Below are 15,229 nucleotides of genomic sequence, written 5' to 3' on the forward strand. Positions count from 1 at the left end.
TCCTCGCTTCAGAACACTGACCGGTAGGCCGCGCCGGCCGTGACGACCAGCAGGATGTCGTCGCGGCCGGTTGCGGCCACCGGTGTCTCCGGGGTCGTCCGCTGTCGCCAGGTCCGCCCGTCCGCGGCGATCCAGAGGCCTCCGCCGGCCAGCACCAGTTGTCCGCTGACCGCCGCGAGCGACTGCACGCCGCTGGGTGCGCCGCCGAAGGACGGCTCCTCGGTCCAGGTGTCGTCGCGCAGCCGCCAGGTGGCGAAAGAGGTGCCGCGCGGGCCGGCCGCCACCACGGTGCCGTCGATCACGACCGCTCGCTGCATCTCCGACCACTCCGATCCGGCCGGCGGCGCGGTCGATCCGGGCGGCGGCGCGTCCGGTCCGGGTGGCGTGGACAGGTGCCAGCGGCGGCCGTCGTGGCTTGTCCAGGCGGCGGCCCGGTTGCCGCGGCTGCCGATCACCAGCCATCGGCCGTCCGGCAGCGCGACGGCGTCCCGGGCGGCGGTTGGTGCGGCGGCTGTCGACGCCAGACCGGGTGCGTTCTCGAAGAGCGTGAAGCCGGTGCCGTCCGGGGAGAGCCAGGCCGCGGCGCCGCTGGAGCGGTTGCCGGCGATCGCGAAGCCGCGCGGCCCGGCCGCCAGGTGTGCCACGTCGACAGCGGTGTCACCGCCGTACGTCTCGAAGGGCGCCGCGTTCTCGGCCATCCGCCCGTTCGGCAGCCGGTGCCACGTGCTCACCCGGGGGTTGCCGTGCGCTCCGCCGCGCGCCGAGCCGAGCATGACCACCCGTCCGGCCGCGCACGCCACCGCGGAGATCACGTTCTGCGGGCCGTACTGGCTGGTGGGCAGCGGGTCGAACCCGACCGGTTCCCACGAGATCGCGTCGGCGCTGGTCCACCCGGCCGGCCGGGTGTCGCCTTCGTCGTCGACGTGACCGCCGACCAGGTAGAACCGGCCGTCGCAGTCGGCGATCGCCCGCAGATCGGCGTTCGGCGCGCCGGGCAGGCCGAGCCGGATCCACGCTGGTCCGGCGGGCGCGGTGGTGCACGCACCGAGGAGCAGGGTGAGAAGAATCAGGGCCCGGCGGCGCACTCCGCTCTCCCCTCGGTCGTTGACACTGAGAGATTAGGGCCGGCCCACGGTAAGTGAGCAGTTGGTTTCCGGCCCGGGGGCTTGGGTAGCCTTGTCGCGCTTCGAGGGATCTGGAGATGGGGAGAACGTTGAGCCGAACGCTGTTGGTCACCGGTGGTGCCGGTTTCGTCGGCGGTGCACTGATCAGGTCGCTGCTGGTCGATTACCCCGACGCGGCGATCGTCTCCCTGGACAACTACTTCATCGGGACCCCGGAGAACCACGTCAACGACCCCCGCGTCACCTACATCGACGGGTCGACGACGGACATCGCGAAGATCTGGGCCGACCGTGGCCTGCCCGCGCCGCAGACGGTCTTCCACATGGGTGAGTATTCGCGGATCGTCCAGTCGTTCCAGGACCACGACCTGACCTGGGACTTCAACATGCTGGGGACCAAGGAGGTGGTGAAGTTCACGGCCGGGCACGGCGCGAAACTGATCTACGCCGGGTCCAGCTCGAAGTTCGGCAACGACGGCCAGGACGAGAACCTGAATCCGTACGCGTGGACCAAGGCCAAGAACATCGAGTACATCCGGAACTACGCGAACTGGTACGGACTGGACTACGCGATCACGTACTTCTACAACGTGTACGGGCCGGGGCAGGTCAGCAACGGCAAGTACGCCACCGTGATCGGCATCTTCGAGCGGCAGTACCTGGCCGGTGAGCCGCTCACCGTCGTCTCACCGGGGACGCAGACCCGCGACTTCACCCATATCGACGACATCATCCGCGGCCTCGTGCTGGTCGCCCGCGGCGGCGCCGGCGACGGCTACCTGCTCGGCACCGGCACCGAGTGGCCGCTGCTGGACGTGGCCAAGATGTTCGGCGGGGAACACGTGATGGTCCCGGCGCTGCCCGGCGAGCGCACCCGTGGCCAGGCCGACATCACCAAGGCCGGCGAGGTCGGGTGGCGCCCCGAGCGCCGGCTCGACGAGTACATCGCCGAGTTCGTGGCCACCAACCCCCGCTGACACGACCCTCGCTCGACGATCGGAAACGGTCGGAGGGAAATCGCAGGAATGTTTTGGCCCGATCGGGGCATGCGAGCGGCATGGAGAACCGGATTCGGGTGGCGGTCGTCGACGAGAACGAGCGGTTCGTCCGTGCCCTGGAGACGCTCATCCCCGAGGTGAGCGGGGGTCGGGCGGCCGTCGTGGCGACCGCGGCGGACGTGGGGCAGGCGCGGCGTGCGGTACGTGACAGCGTGCCCGAGGTGGTCCTGCTCGGCCTGCACCTGCCGCCGGTCGGCGGGCTCCGCGCGCTCGGCGCGGTCCGGGAGGCCGCTCCCCGCGCCCGGATCCTGACCGTCGCCGAGGACGAGGACCCCGCTCTCGTGATCGAGGCGCTGCGGGCCGGAGCGGCCGGCTTCATGCGGCGCAGCACCGACCCGGCCCAGCTGAGGCAGCCGCTGCTGGCGGCGCTGGACGGGTGGGCGGTCCTGCCGCCGCACCTGCTGACCGCGCTGGCCGAGAAGAGCCGCCCGCCGTCGGCGCACGCCGCGTCCCACCTCGACGACGCCGACCGCCGGTTGCTGCGGCTGATCGCCGAGGGCGCGTCGACCAACGACATCGCCGGGGTGCTGCACGTCTCCGACCGCACGGTGAAGCGGCTGACCGCGAGCCTGCTGCGCAAGCTGAAGGTCTCCAGCCGTACCGAGGCCGCCGCGCTGGCGGGCAGCGCCGGGCTGCTGGAGCCGCAGCTCATCTGAGGGGGCGGTCATCCCGCGACCCCCCGCCGTGTCCCGGCGGCCGCGCTGCGGCCGGGACCCGGCAGGTGGTCGCGAGTCATTCCTCATGAGTACGCGATTGCGCGTACCGTAAAAATCAGCCGGTGGCCCGCGGCCTGGAGGTGACCGCGGAGAGCGGGGTGGCGACCTCCTCCAATGATTTGCCCTCGGCGTCGATGCCGATGAACGCCTCGACCAGACCGCCGACCGCCATGACCGCGGCGCCGATGAGATAGCCGATGAAGAGCTTGCTCGGATCGTCGCCCTCGCCGATGAGCGCGCCGTAGAAGACCGGGCCGATCGCGCCGAAGCACTGCGCGATGGCGAAGAAGACCGCGATGGCCTGCGCCCGGATCTCCAGCGGGAAGATCTCGCTGACCGTCAGGTATGCCGAGCTGGCACCCGCCGAGGCGAAGAAGAAGATCACGCTCCAGGCGATCGTCTGTGTCGTCACGTTGAGCGCACCGGCGTCGAAGAGGAACGCCGTTATCGCCAGCAGCGCGCCGGACAGCAGATACGTCCCGGCGATCATCTTGCGCCGCCCGACGGTGTCGAAGAGCCGGCCGATGGTCAGTGGGCCGATCAGGTTCCCGAGCGCGAACGCGACCAGATAGAGCGGCGCGTTCTTCTCGTCGACGCCGTAGAACTTCGTCAACACCAGGGTGTACGTGAAGAAGATCGCGTTGTAGAGGAACGACTGAGTGATCATGAGCGTGGCACCCAGGATCGATCTCGTGGGATAGAGCTTGAACAGCACCCGCAGCAGCGACAGGTAGCCGTGTGGCCTGCTCGGCTGGATGTCGATCGCCTTGGAGTCGTCCAGCGGGGCGAGCGTCTGCCCGGAGGCCTCGGCGGCGCGCTCGATCCGCGCGATGTTCTCCTCGGCCTCCTCCTCACGGCCGTGCATGATCAGCCAGCGCGGGCTCTCCGGCAGGTGCCGGCGCAGGCCCCAGATGGCCACACCGATGAGCGGGCCGATGAGGAAGGCGATCCGCCACGCCCAGTTGAGCTCAACGTTGTTGAGCAGGATGTAGGTGCCCAGGGTGCCGATGATGGCGCCGCCCCAGTAGGTCCCGTTGACGCCGATGTCGACGCGGCCGCGGTACTTGGCCGGCATCATCTCGTCGATCGCGGAGTTGATCGCGGCGTACTCGCCGCCGATACCGGCTCCGGCGATGAATCTCGTCAGATACAGGAAGACCAGTGCGGCTGGGCCGTTACCCCAGGTCAGTGCGGTCAGGGCGTTGCCGCCGAGATAGACCGCGAGGGTGATGATGAACAGGTTCTTGCGGCCGAGGGCGTCGGAGAGGCGGCCGAAGAACAGCGCGCCGAAGACCTCACCGAGCAGATAGACCGTGGCGATCAGGCCGACCTGTGTGGAGCTCAGGGCCAGGGTCTCCTGTTCGGCCAGGACCGGGCCGACCGCGCTGGCCACCGTGATCTCGAGTCCGTCGAGGACCCAGGCGGTGCCGAGCGCCAGGATGATTCTGGTGTGGAACGGTGACCAGCTGAGCCGGTCGATGCGAGCTGGGATCAGGCTCCGGATGGTTCCCGAGTCGGAGGCCGGGGCTGGTGAGCCGAGGCTCTGCGCCATGGATTCACCTCCATCTAAGTGATGTTGCTCACTGTGTACCCAGGAAGTTCACAGCTATCCCACGGAGGTCTTTCGGATGCGGTCGGTCGGGGTCGGTGTTGTCGGGTTCGGGTGGATGGGGCGGGTTCATGCGCAGGCGTATAGCCGGGTGCGGCAGCACTATCCGTCGCTTCCCGCGCCGGTGCTGGTGGGCGTCGCTGACGAGGTGCCGGGGAGGGCTGCAGACGCTTCCGACTTGTACGGATTTTTGGCTGCTTTTGAGGATTGGCGGGACCTCGTTGATGACCCGCGGATCGAGGCGGTGAGCATTACCGCGCCCAACTTCCTGCACCGGGAGATGGGTAGCGCGTTCGCGGCGGCCGGCAAGCACATCTGGATCGAGAAGCCGGTGGGACTGTCGGCGGCCGATGCCCGGGCGATCGTGGGGCCGGGGCAGGTTTGTGTGGGGTTCAACTATCGGCACGCGCCGGCGGTGGCGCGGGCGATGTCGTTGCTGCGGGACGGGGCGATCGGACGGGTCACGCATGCGCGGTTCCGGTGGTTCAGTGACTATGCTGCGTCGCCTTCGGGGGCTTTGACGTGGCGGTTCTCTGCTGCGCGGGGTGGCAACGGGGTGTTGGGCGATCTGGGGTCGCATGCGGTGGACATGGTGCGGTTCCTGCTGGGTCCCGTCTCGGAGATCTGGGGAGAAACGGCGATTTTCATCCCGGCTCGGCCGCGGGCCGTGGGTGCTACGACGGGGCATGCGGTGGGCTCGGGTGCGCTCGGGCCGGTGGAGAACCCGGACTGGTTCTCGGCGGTGCTGCGGATGGTGTCGGGTGCGAGGGTGACGGTGGAGGCGAGTCGGGTCGCGGTCGGGTCGCAGAACCAGTACGGCTTCGTCATTCACGGGACTCGCGGCCGGCTGGAGTGGGACTTCCGGCGGATGGGCGAGCTGCGGATCGGCGACGCCGTGGTGTTCGTGGGTCCGGGGGACGGGGAGTATTCGTCGTTCCAGCCGGGGGCGGGGATCGCGATGAGCTACGACGATTTGAAGGTGATCGAGGCGGCGCTGTTTCTGCGGTCCATCTCGGAGGGCGTGGGGTATGGAGCGGGGCTGGAGGACGCGATCCGGGCGGCGGAGGTGCTGGAGGCGGTCGCCCTCTCGGCAGAGACCGGCGAGTGGGTGCCTTTGGGTTGATGACGCTCAGGAGGTGCGGCTTCAACGCCTTGGGATTTGAGGGCTACTCAGTCATGACGAAGTGGCCCGCTTCTTCGAGCAGGTGCACTGTCACGGGCATCGAGGTTCGGTCGTCGAACCGCAGCGTGAAGACAGGGTCGATCTCACAGAGGATCGTCATGCCTTCATGCGCTTGCTCGCTCGCGCTGACCAGGCGGCCGTGCGCGTCCCAACCGGTGTCGGTCGTGGTGATGACGACTGTGACCTCGTCACCGGCAAGGTTGGTCGAGGAGTTGGCCCACCAGTCCAGCCAGCAGCGGCCCTCGAAGCGATCCATGCCCCATTTGATCTCACGATCAACCGGTCCGTCACTCGCATATCCGCAACTTGAGCTCGTTTCACGGTCTGTGGCCGGGCAGAGTGGCCACGCTCGCGGACAGCGCGCCGAGGTTGCCGAGCCGGTGGCCGGTGCTCGATGCTCAGGTCTACGCCAAGTGTCTCGACGGCGACCGGGTGGCACATCGACGATTCGTGTCCGCCCAGCTCAGAGCGGATTACTAGAGAAGGATCAGGTGCCCCCGGCAGTGTCCTGGCTCATGACATAGGAAACCCCTGTCTCAAGACATCGGAAACCGGTGTGTCAGGACATAGGAAACCCTGGATGGTGGTGATCGTCGCGGGTGTCCAAAGCCCGTCTCGTGATTACCGCTGTTGTCATCGAGGGCCGTAGCCAGGCCGAGACCGCCCGCGCCTACGGGGTCTCGAAAGGCTGGGTCTCAAAGCTGATCGCCCGGTACCGGGCCGAGGGTGAGGCCGCCTTCGAGCCGCATTCCCGGCGGCCGAACACCTCACCCGCTGCGATCGGCCCGAGCGTCGTCGAGCTGATCGTGGCAGTCCGTAAGGGGCTGGCTGAACGCGGCCTGGACGCGGGGCCGGAAACGATCCGCTGGCACCTGCAGCACACCCACCACGTCACCGTCTCGCGGGCCACCATCGCCCGACACCTGGCCGCCCAGAATCTGGTCGTGCCCGAGCCGGCCAGCAACGAACAGACGGGCGCCGGAGATGGCGAAGGGCCCGGCCGCCTCCCCTCGATGGCAGCCGGGCCCTTCGGTTCCGGGGCGCCTCGGCCGGGTCGAGGGCCAGGGCGTCAAAGATGAAGTTGGGACTCAGGAACGTGGTGCCGCTGCTGCCGCCTTCAGACTTTCGGAAAACTGCCCCATACTCGAAAGTGCGGAGGCGGCAGAGGGGGTGGCCAGTGAGCTTCACGGCGAAGAAGGCGAGACAGCGCGCTCTCAAGCAAGCCGGGAGGCGCAGGGTGAGACGCGCGGAGGTCGAGCGTGTCCTGTCCCGTGTCGGAAGACTGGAGCGGATCGCTAGCCGGATCACCGGCGACGATCAGAGCCGAGCCGAGATCCTCCAGGTCAGCAGGGACTTCCTCGACGACCTGGATCCGATTCCCGCGTCTGTGGCGGCGCCGCTGCTCGATGTCAGCGAACCCACGGTCAGGAGCTGGGTCCGCCGCGGCCTGCTGATACACGCTGACCCGCCGGGTGGTGGGCTGGATGTGCGCCGCCTGTACGACGTCGTTGTCCTGGTTCGCGAGCTGCGCGCCGCCGGGCACAACCATGACTTGTTGAACAAGGTCTGGGCCCGGCTCGCCGATCAGGCTCTTCTCGACCGCGATGACCTTCGGGAGAGCCTGGCGCAGATGCGCGGCGGTGACGGAATCCCCACCGACATCGACGAACTGGAGCGAGAGCTGGGGCTCGCGGACTAGTCACATGAAAGTCTCGATAACGCGGACGCCTCGCGCCGATCAGCAGTTGAAGAGCCTCCACCGAAGCGGGCAGAAACGGGCGCTCGCCTTCTTGCGGGACCTTGAGACCAACGGGTGCGCTGCTCTGTCGTACCGGTTGACGGGCACGAGCCCTCTGGAACGACTCTGCGACAAACATCTTGGTGGCGCGTTGCGGGCAGTGGTCGCATTCGAATCGCAGACCAAAGCGTGGCTCCTGCTCGTGGCTGATCACAACGATGAAGATCCCGAGTTCAACATATACGCCGAGTTGTACCGGCTTATCGGACACGAGCCGGAGCCGGGAGAGAAGCGCACCAAGCCGCCGTGTTGCGGTGCGGACGGTGCGGCGCCCGAGTTGGGGCGTGAGGCCGAGGATCTCGCGCTTCGTGCCGCGGCGGTGCGCAAGACCCGTCGTTAGCGCCGCGTATGGCGAAGGGCCCGGCCGCCTCCCCTCGATGGCAGCCGGGCCCTTCGGTTCCGGGGCGCCTAGGCCGGGTCGAGGGCCAGGGCGTCGAAGATGAAGTTGGGGCTCAGGAACGTGGTGCCGCTGCTGCCGCTCAGGACCGAGAGGGAGAGGGTGTTGGTGCCGGCCTTCAGGGCGCTCGCGGGGATGGTGAACGTGGAGGTCGTGTTGAGGCCCCGCCAGGTGCCTCGGGTGATGTTGCGGGAGTTGAGGTTCGTGGGGGCCGGTGACGCTGAGGTCGGTGAGGTCCAGTTGCCGATGGTGACGGCCGGGCGGCCGCCGGCGAACGACGAGGTGGTGGCGACGCGCAGCCGGGCGCCGTTGGTGGGGACCGCGGACAGGGTGAAGGTCAGCGCGATCGGGGAGTTGACCGCCTTGAACTCGGCCATCGGGAAGGTGGCGGCGCCGGCGGAGACGTTGTGGGTGCCCGTCCAGGAGGACATCCGGGAGTCGGACGGGTGCATCGTCTCGATCCTGTCGGCGTTGCGGAAGCCGGCCGGGGTGCCGTCGAAGGTGCCCAGTTGGAAGAGGGTGCCGGCGGTGGGGACGCTGCCGGTCAGGGCCAGCTGGGTGGTCGCGCCGGCGGTCACGGTGATCGTCTTGGTGGCGCCCACGGCCAGCTCGCCGGCGTACAGGGTGGCGGTGTAGGTGCCGGGCTTGACGTGGCCGATCACGAACTGGCCGGCCTTGACCTGGCCCCAGTACTGACCGTTCGGGCCGGCCAGCCCGACGGTTGCCCGCAGGCCGTTCCAGGTGCCGCCGGCGGTGCCGCTGACCCCGCCACGCTGCGCGTTGGAGAGCATGCCGGGAAGGAACGCGGCCAGGAAATCCATGCTGCGGGCGGCCGGCGCGGGGCCGTCGGTCAGGGCGAGGGCGTACGGTCCGTGCAGTCCCAACCGCAACGGCTCGGTCTGCTGGTGGCCGCTGAACATGTAGTGGGTGATGTTGACCGCGCTGCCGGTGTCGTTGACCTCGATGTCACGGAAGAACGGGCCGCCGGAGGTCATGTCGGTGTACGCGGGGATGACGTACGCACCGTGCCCGTTGCCGCTCGCGCCGAAGGGCTGCTGGGCGATCAGGCGCTGTGAGCTGTAGAACTTCGACGCGGTCCGCCCGTCGGTGAAGGAGAACACGTCCGAGCCCTCGACGGTGGCCGTGGTGCCGCCGGTCTTCGCGGCCGTCGGCGACGTGGTCAGCAGCGACGACTTGAGCCGGCTGATGAAACGGGCTTCGCCGGGGTTCAGCGCCTTGGTGATGTCGGTGGCGATGTAGAGCGTGTTGTCGTTCTTGCGGGCGAAGTAGTACATCGTCACGCCGATGCCGGGGTTCGCCGCGCTGACCAGGATCGAGTTGCCGCTGTTGAACGTCTGGCTCGTCACGGTGGCCGAGGACCAGCCCGACTGGAACTGACCGGCGGCCTGCCCGGAGGCGGCCAGCTCGGTGCCGTTGTGCTTGAGCGACGTCACGTTGCCGTTCGTGCCGTTGACCGTGAAGGCCAGCCCGGTCCCGGTGTCGAAGCTGACGTTCGCCGCGGCGTTGGCCCACGGCTGGCCGACGCCGAACAGGCCGGCGCCGGCCAGCACCGCGGCGGTGGCGATGCCGCCCGCCAGCGCTCTCCGCCTCGTACGGGAAGCGGGACGCCGGCGATGCTGGGGATGAGACATCGAACCACCTATGAGTGTCGTTGGGGGACACGCATAGGTGGTCGCGGCGGCCGGAAAGGTTGCCCGGGATCCTGATCTTTTTTACGGGGCCGGGTATTCCCAGGTCACGGCGAGCTCGTTGCGCTGGCCGAAGCGTTCGAGGTGTGAGCCGACGACCCGGGTGACGACCCGCAGGTCGTCGTCGGAGCCGGCGGTGGCGGTCAGCTCCAGTGCCGCGGGGGTGCTGTGCAGCCGGCACTCGCCGACGGTCAGCACGATGGCGACGTCCTCGCCGATCTCGCGGATCTCGCTGCGCCGGCCCAGGTGGGAGGCGAGCTGCTTGGCGTAACGCGGGGCGTTGTCGGTGGCCACGCTGGCGGTGGCGGTGTGCTGTGCGGTCATGATTTCTCCTCGGGTCCGTCGGCCAGCAGTAGGTAGAGCGCGCGGCGGGTGTCGGCCAGGATCCGGGCGGCCGCCTCGACCTGGGACGGTGTCCCGGTCCGCCCGACCTGCCGGGCGGCGTCGTGCACCTGCTCCAGCAGGGGGCGCAGGTCGGTGCCGCCGGTGCGCTCGGGGAACGCGGCGAACGGGTCGGACCAGGTGCCACCCTGCTCGGCGATGTGCCGCCGGCCGGCCTCGGAGAGCGTCACGAGCTTGCGCCCGGCGCTCGCCGTGATCGTGACCAGCCCCTCGTCCTCGAGCTGGCTGAGGGTCGGATAGATGGCGCCGGGGCTGGGTTGCCAGCGCCCGCCGGTGCGGTGCGCGATCGCGTGCATCAACTGATAGCCGTGCATCGGGTGCTCGGCGAGGAGCAGCAGGACGGCGGTGCGCACGTCGCCGCGCGGCATTCGCCGGCCGGGGTGTCCTCTCATGACGCTAACGATATATCGCTAGCTTCATGAAAGACAACGGTCCAGGCCGCTAAGGTGATCTCGTGACGACGTTCCAGATCGGCGAGGCGGCCGAGCTCCTCGGCGTCAGCCCGGACACGGTTCGCCGCTGGGTCGACGCCGGGCGGCTGGCTGCCGGACGTGACGAGCACGGACACCGGGTGATCGACGGGGTGGAGCTGGCGGCGTTCTGCCGGGCACAGGCCGCCGAGCCGGACGACCGCGCCGACGAGTCGTCGGCACGCAACCGGCTGCGCGGGATCGTCACGGCGGTCGTCAAGGACACCGTGATGGCGCAGGTGGACATCCAGGCCGGGCCGTTCCGGCTGGTGTCGCTGATGAGCCGGGAAGCGGTCGACGAACTCGGCCTCGAGGTCGGCTCGGTCGCCGTCGCCGTGATCAAGTCGACGACCGTTGTGGTCGAGCGGGCGGGCCGGGGAAGGCAACCGTGAGACCCGCATGAGCAGGTCGCGGCGCGCTTCGGTACCCGTACCCCTGCTTTTGCCTGCGGTTTTGGGTTTGATCTTCCTGATCCTTCCGCTGGCCGGACTGATCGCACGGACGCCCTGGTCGACGCTGCCGCAGCGGCTCGCGGAGCCGGAGGTCGTCGCCGCGCTGAAGCTGTCGCTGATCACCTCGAGCGTCGCCACCGTGCTCTGCCTCGTCCTCGGCGTGCCGCTGGCGTGGCTGCTGGCCCGCGTGGAGTTCCCCGGGCGCCGCCTGGTCCGCGCGCTGATCACCGTCCCGCTCGTGCTGCCACCGGTGGTCGGCGGCATCGCGCTGCTGCTCGCGCTGGGCCGGCGCGGGCTGGTCGGGCAGTGGCTGGACAGCACGTTCGGGATCACGCTGCCGTTCACCACCGCGGGCGTGGTGATCGCCGAGTCGTTCGTGGCGCTGCCGTTCCTTGTGATCGCCGTCGAGGGTGCGCTGCGCGGCGCCGACACCCGGTACGAGGAGGCGGCGGCGACCCTCGGTGCCACCCGCTGGACCAGCTTCACCCACGTGACGTTGCCGCTGGTCGCACCGGGCGTGGCGGCAGGCGCGGTGCTCTGCTGGGCGCGAGCGCTCGGCGAGTTCGGCGCCACCATCACTTTCGCCGGCAACTTTCCGGGGATCACTCAGACGATGCCGCTCGCGGTCTACCAGACCATGGAGAGCGGTGACCTGGAGGGCGCTGTCGTGCTCAGCCTGATCCTGCTCGCCGTCTCGGTCACCATTCTGGCCGGCCTCCGCGACCGCTGGCTGACCGCGCCGTGACCCTCCTCGACGCCCACCTGGTCGTGCAGCGCGGCACGTTCACCCTCGACGTCGGCCTGCGGATCGACCCTGGCGAGACGGTCGCGCTGCTCGGGCCGAACGGCGCCGGCAAGACCACCGCGCTGCGCGCCCTCGCCGGGCTGACCCCGCTCTCCGGCGGGCGGCTCACCCTCGACGGCCGGGATCTGGACGTGCCGGAGACCCGGCTGTGGATGCCGCCGGAGGAGCGGCCGATCGGGGTCGTGTTCCAGGACTATCTGCTGTTCCCGCACCTCAGCGCGCGGGACAACGTCGCCTTCGGGCCGCGGCGGCACGGGGTCGACCGGCGTACGGCGTACGCAACCGCCGAACGCTGGCTGGACCGCGTGGGCCTCGCCGACTACGGCCGCCGCAAACCGCGGCACCTCTCCGGAGGACAGGCTCAGCGGGTGGCCCTGGCACGGGCGCTCGCCGTCGACCCGGTTCTGCTGCTGCTCGACGAGCCGCTGGCGGCGCTGGACGCGCGTACGCGACTGGAGACCCGCGCCGAACTGGGGCGACATCTCTCCGCCCACCCGGGTGCGACGCTGCTCGTCACCCACGATCCGCTGGACGCGCTGGTCCTCGCCGACCGGCTGGTGGTCGTGGAGGACGGGCGCGTGGTCCAGGAGGGCGACGCGTCGGCGATCACCGCTCGGCCGCGTACCGATTACGTGGCCCGGCTGGTCGGGCTGAACCTCTACCGCGGGCGGGCCGCCGGGCACACCGTGGCGCTCAGTGACGAGTTCGCGCTGACCGCGACGGACAGCGTGGAGGGTGAGGCGTTCGTGGCGTTCCCGCCGGCGGCTGTCGCGCTGCATCCACGGCGCCCGGAGGGCAGCCCGCGCAACACGTGGCAGGCGGTGCTCGCGGACATCCAGCGGCACGGGGACAGCCTGCGGGTACGGCTGGAGGGGCCGATCTCGGTGGCTGCGGACATCACGCCGGCGGCCGCGGCGCAGCTGGGACTGGAGCCGGGGCGGGAGATGTGGGTGGCGGTCAAGGCCAGCGAGACGCGCGCCTATCCGGCGGACTGAACGCGGTCGACCAGGATCGTGCTGACGTCGGCGGTCACCCGGACGTCGTACCGGTTCTTCGCCGTCGACCAGCCGGATTCGCGGAGGGTGGCACCGGCCTTGACGTCACGACGCGGCTTGCCGTCGAGGGTGGCCAGGCCGGCGCCCCTACCCAGGCGGACCCGGGCCGGGGCCCCGGTCGCGGTGCGAACGGTCAGATCGCTCACCGCGCCGGTGATCGTGAGCGGAACCGTGCCCTTGGGCTCGGAGAGTTGCAGCACGGCGCGGGAGACACCGGCCGCGAGCTCCATGCCGACGAGACCGCCGGCACGCGAGTCCACGTCGAGGTCGATCGCCCCGCCGGTGAGCTTCAGCGTCCAGGCGACCCTGGTGTTGAGAACCACCTCGGCGCCGACTGTGCCGGACGGCCCGGGGGTCAGGGTCAGCACCGAACCCTGGGCGGTGTCGGTCAGCTGGAGCCCGGCGCCCTGGTCAGGTGCGGCGGCGGTGAACAGCGACTCGCCCAGGTCGGCCGTACGCACACGCAGCGTGGTCGCGGCACCGGAGAGCTCGAGGCGGCGCTCCTTGACGGCGCCGAGCGGGGCGGTCAGCGGTGCCGGCGGCTGGACAACCGGGGACGGCACCGGCGCGCTGATCTGCGCGGCCGCCGCCGGACGCGACGGCGGCTGGTAGGCCTCGGTCTGGCCCAGCACCACGCCGATGGTGAGCGACACGAGCGCGGCCGTGAACACGAGCAGTCGCCACGGCTTGCGGATCTGGTGCTCGTAGATGAGCACGACCCGCCCGGCGACCCGCGGCGGCGGAGGGCGGCGGGTGATCGCGGGCTTGATGATGGGCAGACGATCGGTGGCCTCGTCCACGAAGGCCGGGACCGGGCGCCCGGCGACCGGCATCCCGTCGGCTCCGCCATGGGATCCGGGTTCACCCTCCGACCCGAGGCGGAACTCGACGTCTGCCACCTGGCACCTCCATCACGAGATACGGAAGACAGACCTGTTTCGGATCGATGAACTTCGCGGTTCGCAGCTCATCCTTACACGAATGTCCACTCCACGGTGATCATGACGGTGAGCTGTTGCCGGCCGGGCTCGATCGGGACCGCCGAGTCGGCCGCCACCAGCTTGTTCTGTTCCCCGCCCGCGTAGTACCGCGCGCTCTCCTCGCTCACCCGGACGACCCGGTCGAGCTTCCGGCCGGCCTCCTGGGCGTACAGCTCGGCCTTCCCTCGGGCGTCGGCGAACGCCTTCTTGCGCGCGTCGGCGAGCAGTGCGGCGTCGTCCTCGATCGCGAAGGACACACCGTTCAGCCGGGCCGCGTCACCGCCCGCCGCGGTGGCCGCGGAGATGATCGCGCCGGCCTGCGGCAGGTTACGGGTCTTCGCGGTGAGGCCCTGCAGCACGGTGTAGCCGGTGATCACCCGGTCGTCGTTCTGCTTCGAGGTGATGCTGACCTCGGAGGTCTGCAGGTCGGCCTTCGTGATCCCGGCGCGGACCAGCGCGTCCCGCATCCGGGTGGCCGCCGTGTTGGCGCTGGTGAGGGCGGCGTCGACGGTGGCGGCGGTGGTCTCGACAGCGAAGTTCGCGGTCAGGGTGTCGGGTTCACCGAACACCTCGCCGGTTCCGGTGACCACCACACCTTCCCGTGGTTCGTCGGTTTCCTGTGCGGCGGCGGCCGGGGCCGGGTGGACACCGATGAGCGTGACCAGGGCGACGAGTGCCGGTACCGCAATGCGTGACCTAATCATCCCGCTATTTTCTCCGGTTTAGCGGGTATGTGTCTCGATTTGACACGGTACTCGTCGGGATCATTTGTCGTATTGTCGGGCGGTGCCGGAATCCGTGAAGAGCAAACGTCCCGCCGCTGGTCCGCAGCCACTCAAGACAAAGGCCGAGAAACGGGCCGAGGCGAAGGTGGCCAAGGCGCGCGCCCGGGCGGCCCGCAAGCGCCGCGAGGTGTTGACCATGGTCGGGGCGGCGGTGGTCGTGGTTGCCCTCCTCGCCGGTCTGGTCCTGTGGATCAAGAGTTCGTCGCCGACGCAGCCTGATCCGGCCGCGAGTGCGGCGCCCGAGCCGGCCGCCGCCGCTCCCAGCGCGGCCGCCTTCCCGCCCTTGCCCGAGGGCGCGGACCCGGCGCTGAGCACGAAGCCGGTCGTGAAGGCGGGCACCGGCAAGGTCGACAAGCTCAAGACGACGACCCTCGTTCAGGGCGCGGGCGCGGCGGTCGAGTCGGGCCAGACGATCGACGTGAACTACGTGGGCGTCACCTATGCCGACGGCAAGGAGTTCGACTCGTCCTGGAGTCGTTCGGAGTCGTTCAGCTTCGCGGTCGGGGCCGGCAGCGTCATTCAGGGCTGGGACCAGGGTCTGGTCGGGGTCAAGGTGGGTAGCCGGGTTCAGCTCGACATTCCGGCTGAGCTCGCGTACGGGGAGAAGCCGAGCGGCACGCAGCCGGCCGGGGTGCTCCGCTTCGTGGTGGACGTTCTGTCTGCCGCTTGACGCTTTCCCATATGGG

At 69.7% G+C, this 15,229-nt stretch carries 18 protein-coding genes; 10 read left to right on the top strand and 8 right to left on the bottom strand.

Annotated features, from left to right (window positions below; genetic code table 11):
- Positions 1–8: 8 nt before the first annotated feature.
- A complete protein-coding gene (locus AB0M02_RS06700) occupies positions 9–1,085 on the bottom strand; it encodes a hypothetical protein (RefSeq protein WP_364222720.1) in 1,077 nt (358 codons plus the stop codon).
- A 116-nt stretch (positions 1,086–1,201) separates the two neighbouring features.
- On the opposite strand from AB0M02_RS06700, the gene AB0M02_RS06705 reads away from it, so the two are divergent.
- Both AB0M02_RS06705 and AB0M02_RS06710 read left to right on the top strand, forming a co-directional pair.
- Positions 1,202–2,101 carry an NAD-dependent epimerase/dehydratase family protein gene (locus AB0M02_RS06705; RefSeq protein ID WP_364222723.1) on the top strand — a complete coding sequence of 300 codons (900 nt, stop codon included), beginning with the start codon at positions 1,202–1,204 and terminating at the stop codon, positions 2,099–2,101.
- An 80-nt stretch (positions 2,102–2,181) separates the two neighbouring features.
- The gene (locus tag AB0M02_RS06710; RefSeq protein ID WP_364222726.1) at positions 2,182–2,838 is read left to right on the top strand and encodes a response regulator transcription factor; all 657 of its coding nucleotides are present in this window, start codon (positions 2,182–2,184) and stop codon (positions 2,836–2,838) included.
- A gap of 115 nt (positions 2,839–2,953) precedes the next feature.
- On the opposite strand, the gene AB0M02_RS06715 is transcribed toward AB0M02_RS06710, so the two are convergent.
- On the bottom strand, positions 2,954–4,450 hold the full coding sequence (locus tag AB0M02_RS06715) for an MFS transporter (protein ID WP_364222729.1): 1,497 nt from the start codon (positions 4,448–4,450) through the stop codon (positions 2,954–2,956).
- Between the two features lie 76 nt (positions 4,451–4,526).
- On the opposite strand from AB0M02_RS06715, the gene AB0M02_RS06720 reads away from it, so the two are divergent.
- Positions 4,527–5,630: a Gfo/Idh/MocA family oxidoreductase gene (locus AB0M02_RS06720; RefSeq protein WP_364222732.1), complete on the top strand. Its 1,104-nt coding sequence runs from the start codon at positions 4,527–4,529 to the stop codon at positions 5,628–5,630.
- A 43-nt stretch (positions 5,631–5,673) separates the two neighbouring features.
- Here AB0M02_RS06720 and AB0M02_RS06725 read toward each other — a convergent pair whose 3' ends face one another.
- Positions 5,674–5,946: a hypothetical protein gene (locus tag AB0M02_RS06725; protein ID WP_364222735.1), complete on the bottom strand. Its 273-nt coding sequence runs from the start codon at positions 5,944–5,946 to the stop codon at positions 5,674–5,676.
- A gap of 343 nt (positions 5,947–6,289) precedes the next feature.
- Here AB0M02_RS06725 and AB0M02_RS06730 point away from each other — a divergent pair, with 343 nt between their 5' ends.
- From AB0M02_RS06730 to AB0M02_RS06740, 3 genes are all read left to right on the top strand, one after another.
- Positions 6,290–6,769 (top strand): helix-turn-helix domain-containing protein, encoded by a 480-nt coding sequence (locus tag AB0M02_RS06730; RefSeq protein ID WP_364222738.1) that lies wholly within the window; start codon positions 6,290–6,292, stop codon positions 6,767–6,769.
- Positions 6,770–6,927: 158 nt separating this feature from the next.
- Positions 6,928–7,389 carry a hypothetical protein gene (locus AB0M02_RS06735; protein ID WP_364222741.1) on the top strand — a complete coding sequence of 154 codons (462 nt, stop codon included), beginning with the start codon at positions 6,928–6,930 and terminating at the stop codon, positions 7,387–7,389.
- A gap of 4 nt (positions 7,390–7,393) precedes the next feature.
- A complete protein-coding gene (locus AB0M02_RS06740) occupies positions 7,394–7,828 on the top strand; it encodes a hypothetical protein (protein WP_364222744.1) in 435 nt (144 codons plus the stop codon).
- A 68-nt stretch (positions 7,829–7,896) separates the two neighbouring features.
- Here the strand turns inward: AB0M02_RS06740 and AB0M02_RS06745 are convergent, their stop codons facing one another.
- The 3 genes from AB0M02_RS06745 to AB0M02_RS06755 form a co-directional block, all read right to left on the bottom strand.
- Positions 7,897–9,537, bottom strand: coding sequence for a rhamnogalacturonan lyase B N-terminal domain-containing protein (locus AB0M02_RS06745; protein ID WP_364222747.1), 1,641 nt, complete (start codon positions 9,535–9,537; stop codon positions 7,897–7,899).
- A gap of 81 nt (positions 9,538–9,618) precedes the next feature.
- A complete protein-coding gene (locus AB0M02_RS06750; RefSeq protein ID WP_364222750.1) occupies positions 9,619–9,918 on the bottom strand; it encodes a DUF2218 domain-containing protein in 300 nt (99 codons plus the stop codon).
- On the bottom strand, positions 9,915–10,388 hold the full coding sequence (locus tag AB0M02_RS06755) for a PadR family transcriptional regulator (RefSeq protein ID WP_364222753.1): 474 nt from the start codon (positions 10,386–10,388) through the stop codon (positions 9,915–9,917). The genes AB0M02_RS06750 and AB0M02_RS06755 overlap by 4 nt, the downstream gene beginning before the upstream one ends.
- A gap of 62 nt (positions 10,389–10,450) precedes the next feature.
- Between AB0M02_RS06755 and AB0M02_RS06760 the strand changes: the two genes are divergently transcribed.
- From AB0M02_RS06760 to AB0M02_RS06770, 3 genes are read left to right on the top strand one after another with little or no spacing between them, the layout of a single operon-like run.
- The gene (locus tag AB0M02_RS06760) at positions 10,451–10,858 is read left to right on the top strand and encodes a TOBE domain-containing protein (RefSeq protein WP_364222756.1); all 408 of its coding nucleotides are present in this window, start codon (positions 10,451–10,453) and stop codon (positions 10,856–10,858) included.
- Between the two features lie 7 nt (positions 10,859–10,865).
- Entirely contained in the window at positions 10,866–11,663 is a 798-nt protein-coding gene (locus tag AB0M02_RS06765) for an ABC transporter permease (protein WP_364222758.1), read from the top strand.
- Positions 11,660–12,718 carry an ABC transporter ATP-binding protein gene (locus tag AB0M02_RS06770; protein ID WP_364222761.1) on the top strand — a complete coding sequence of 353 codons (1,059 nt, stop codon included), beginning with the start codon at positions 11,660–11,662 and terminating at the stop codon, positions 12,716–12,718. The genes AB0M02_RS06765 and AB0M02_RS06770 overlap by 4 nt, the downstream gene beginning before the upstream one ends.
- Here AB0M02_RS06770 and AB0M02_RS06775 read toward each other — a convergent pair.
- Together AB0M02_RS06775 and AB0M02_RS06780 are read right to left on the bottom strand one after the other, a co-directional pair.
- Positions 12,703–13,677 (bottom strand): hypothetical protein, encoded by a 975-nt coding sequence (locus AB0M02_RS06775; protein WP_364222764.1) that lies wholly within the window; start codon positions 13,675–13,677, stop codon positions 12,703–12,705. The two genes, AB0M02_RS06770 and AB0M02_RS06775, sit on opposite strands and share 16 nt — an antisense overlap.
- A gap of 74 nt (positions 13,678–13,751) precedes the next feature.
- Positions 13,752–14,462: an SIMPL domain-containing protein gene (locus AB0M02_RS06780; protein WP_364222767.1), complete on the bottom strand. Its 711-nt coding sequence runs from the start codon at positions 14,460–14,462 to the stop codon at positions 13,752–13,754.
- A gap of 82 nt (positions 14,463–14,544) precedes the next feature.
- On the opposite strand from AB0M02_RS06780, the gene AB0M02_RS06785 reads away from it, so the two are divergent.
- A complete protein-coding gene (locus AB0M02_RS06785) occupies positions 14,545–15,213 on the top strand; it encodes an FKBP-type peptidyl-prolyl cis-trans isomerase (protein ID WP_364222770.1) in 669 nt (222 codons plus the stop codon).
- Positions 15,214–15,229: the final 16 nt, after the last annotated feature.

The sequence above is a fragment of the Actinoplanes sp. NPDC051861 genome, from assembly GCF_040681145.1.
Classification (GTDB): Bacteria; Actinomycetota; Actinomycetes; order Mycobacteriales; family Micromonosporaceae; genus Actinoplanes.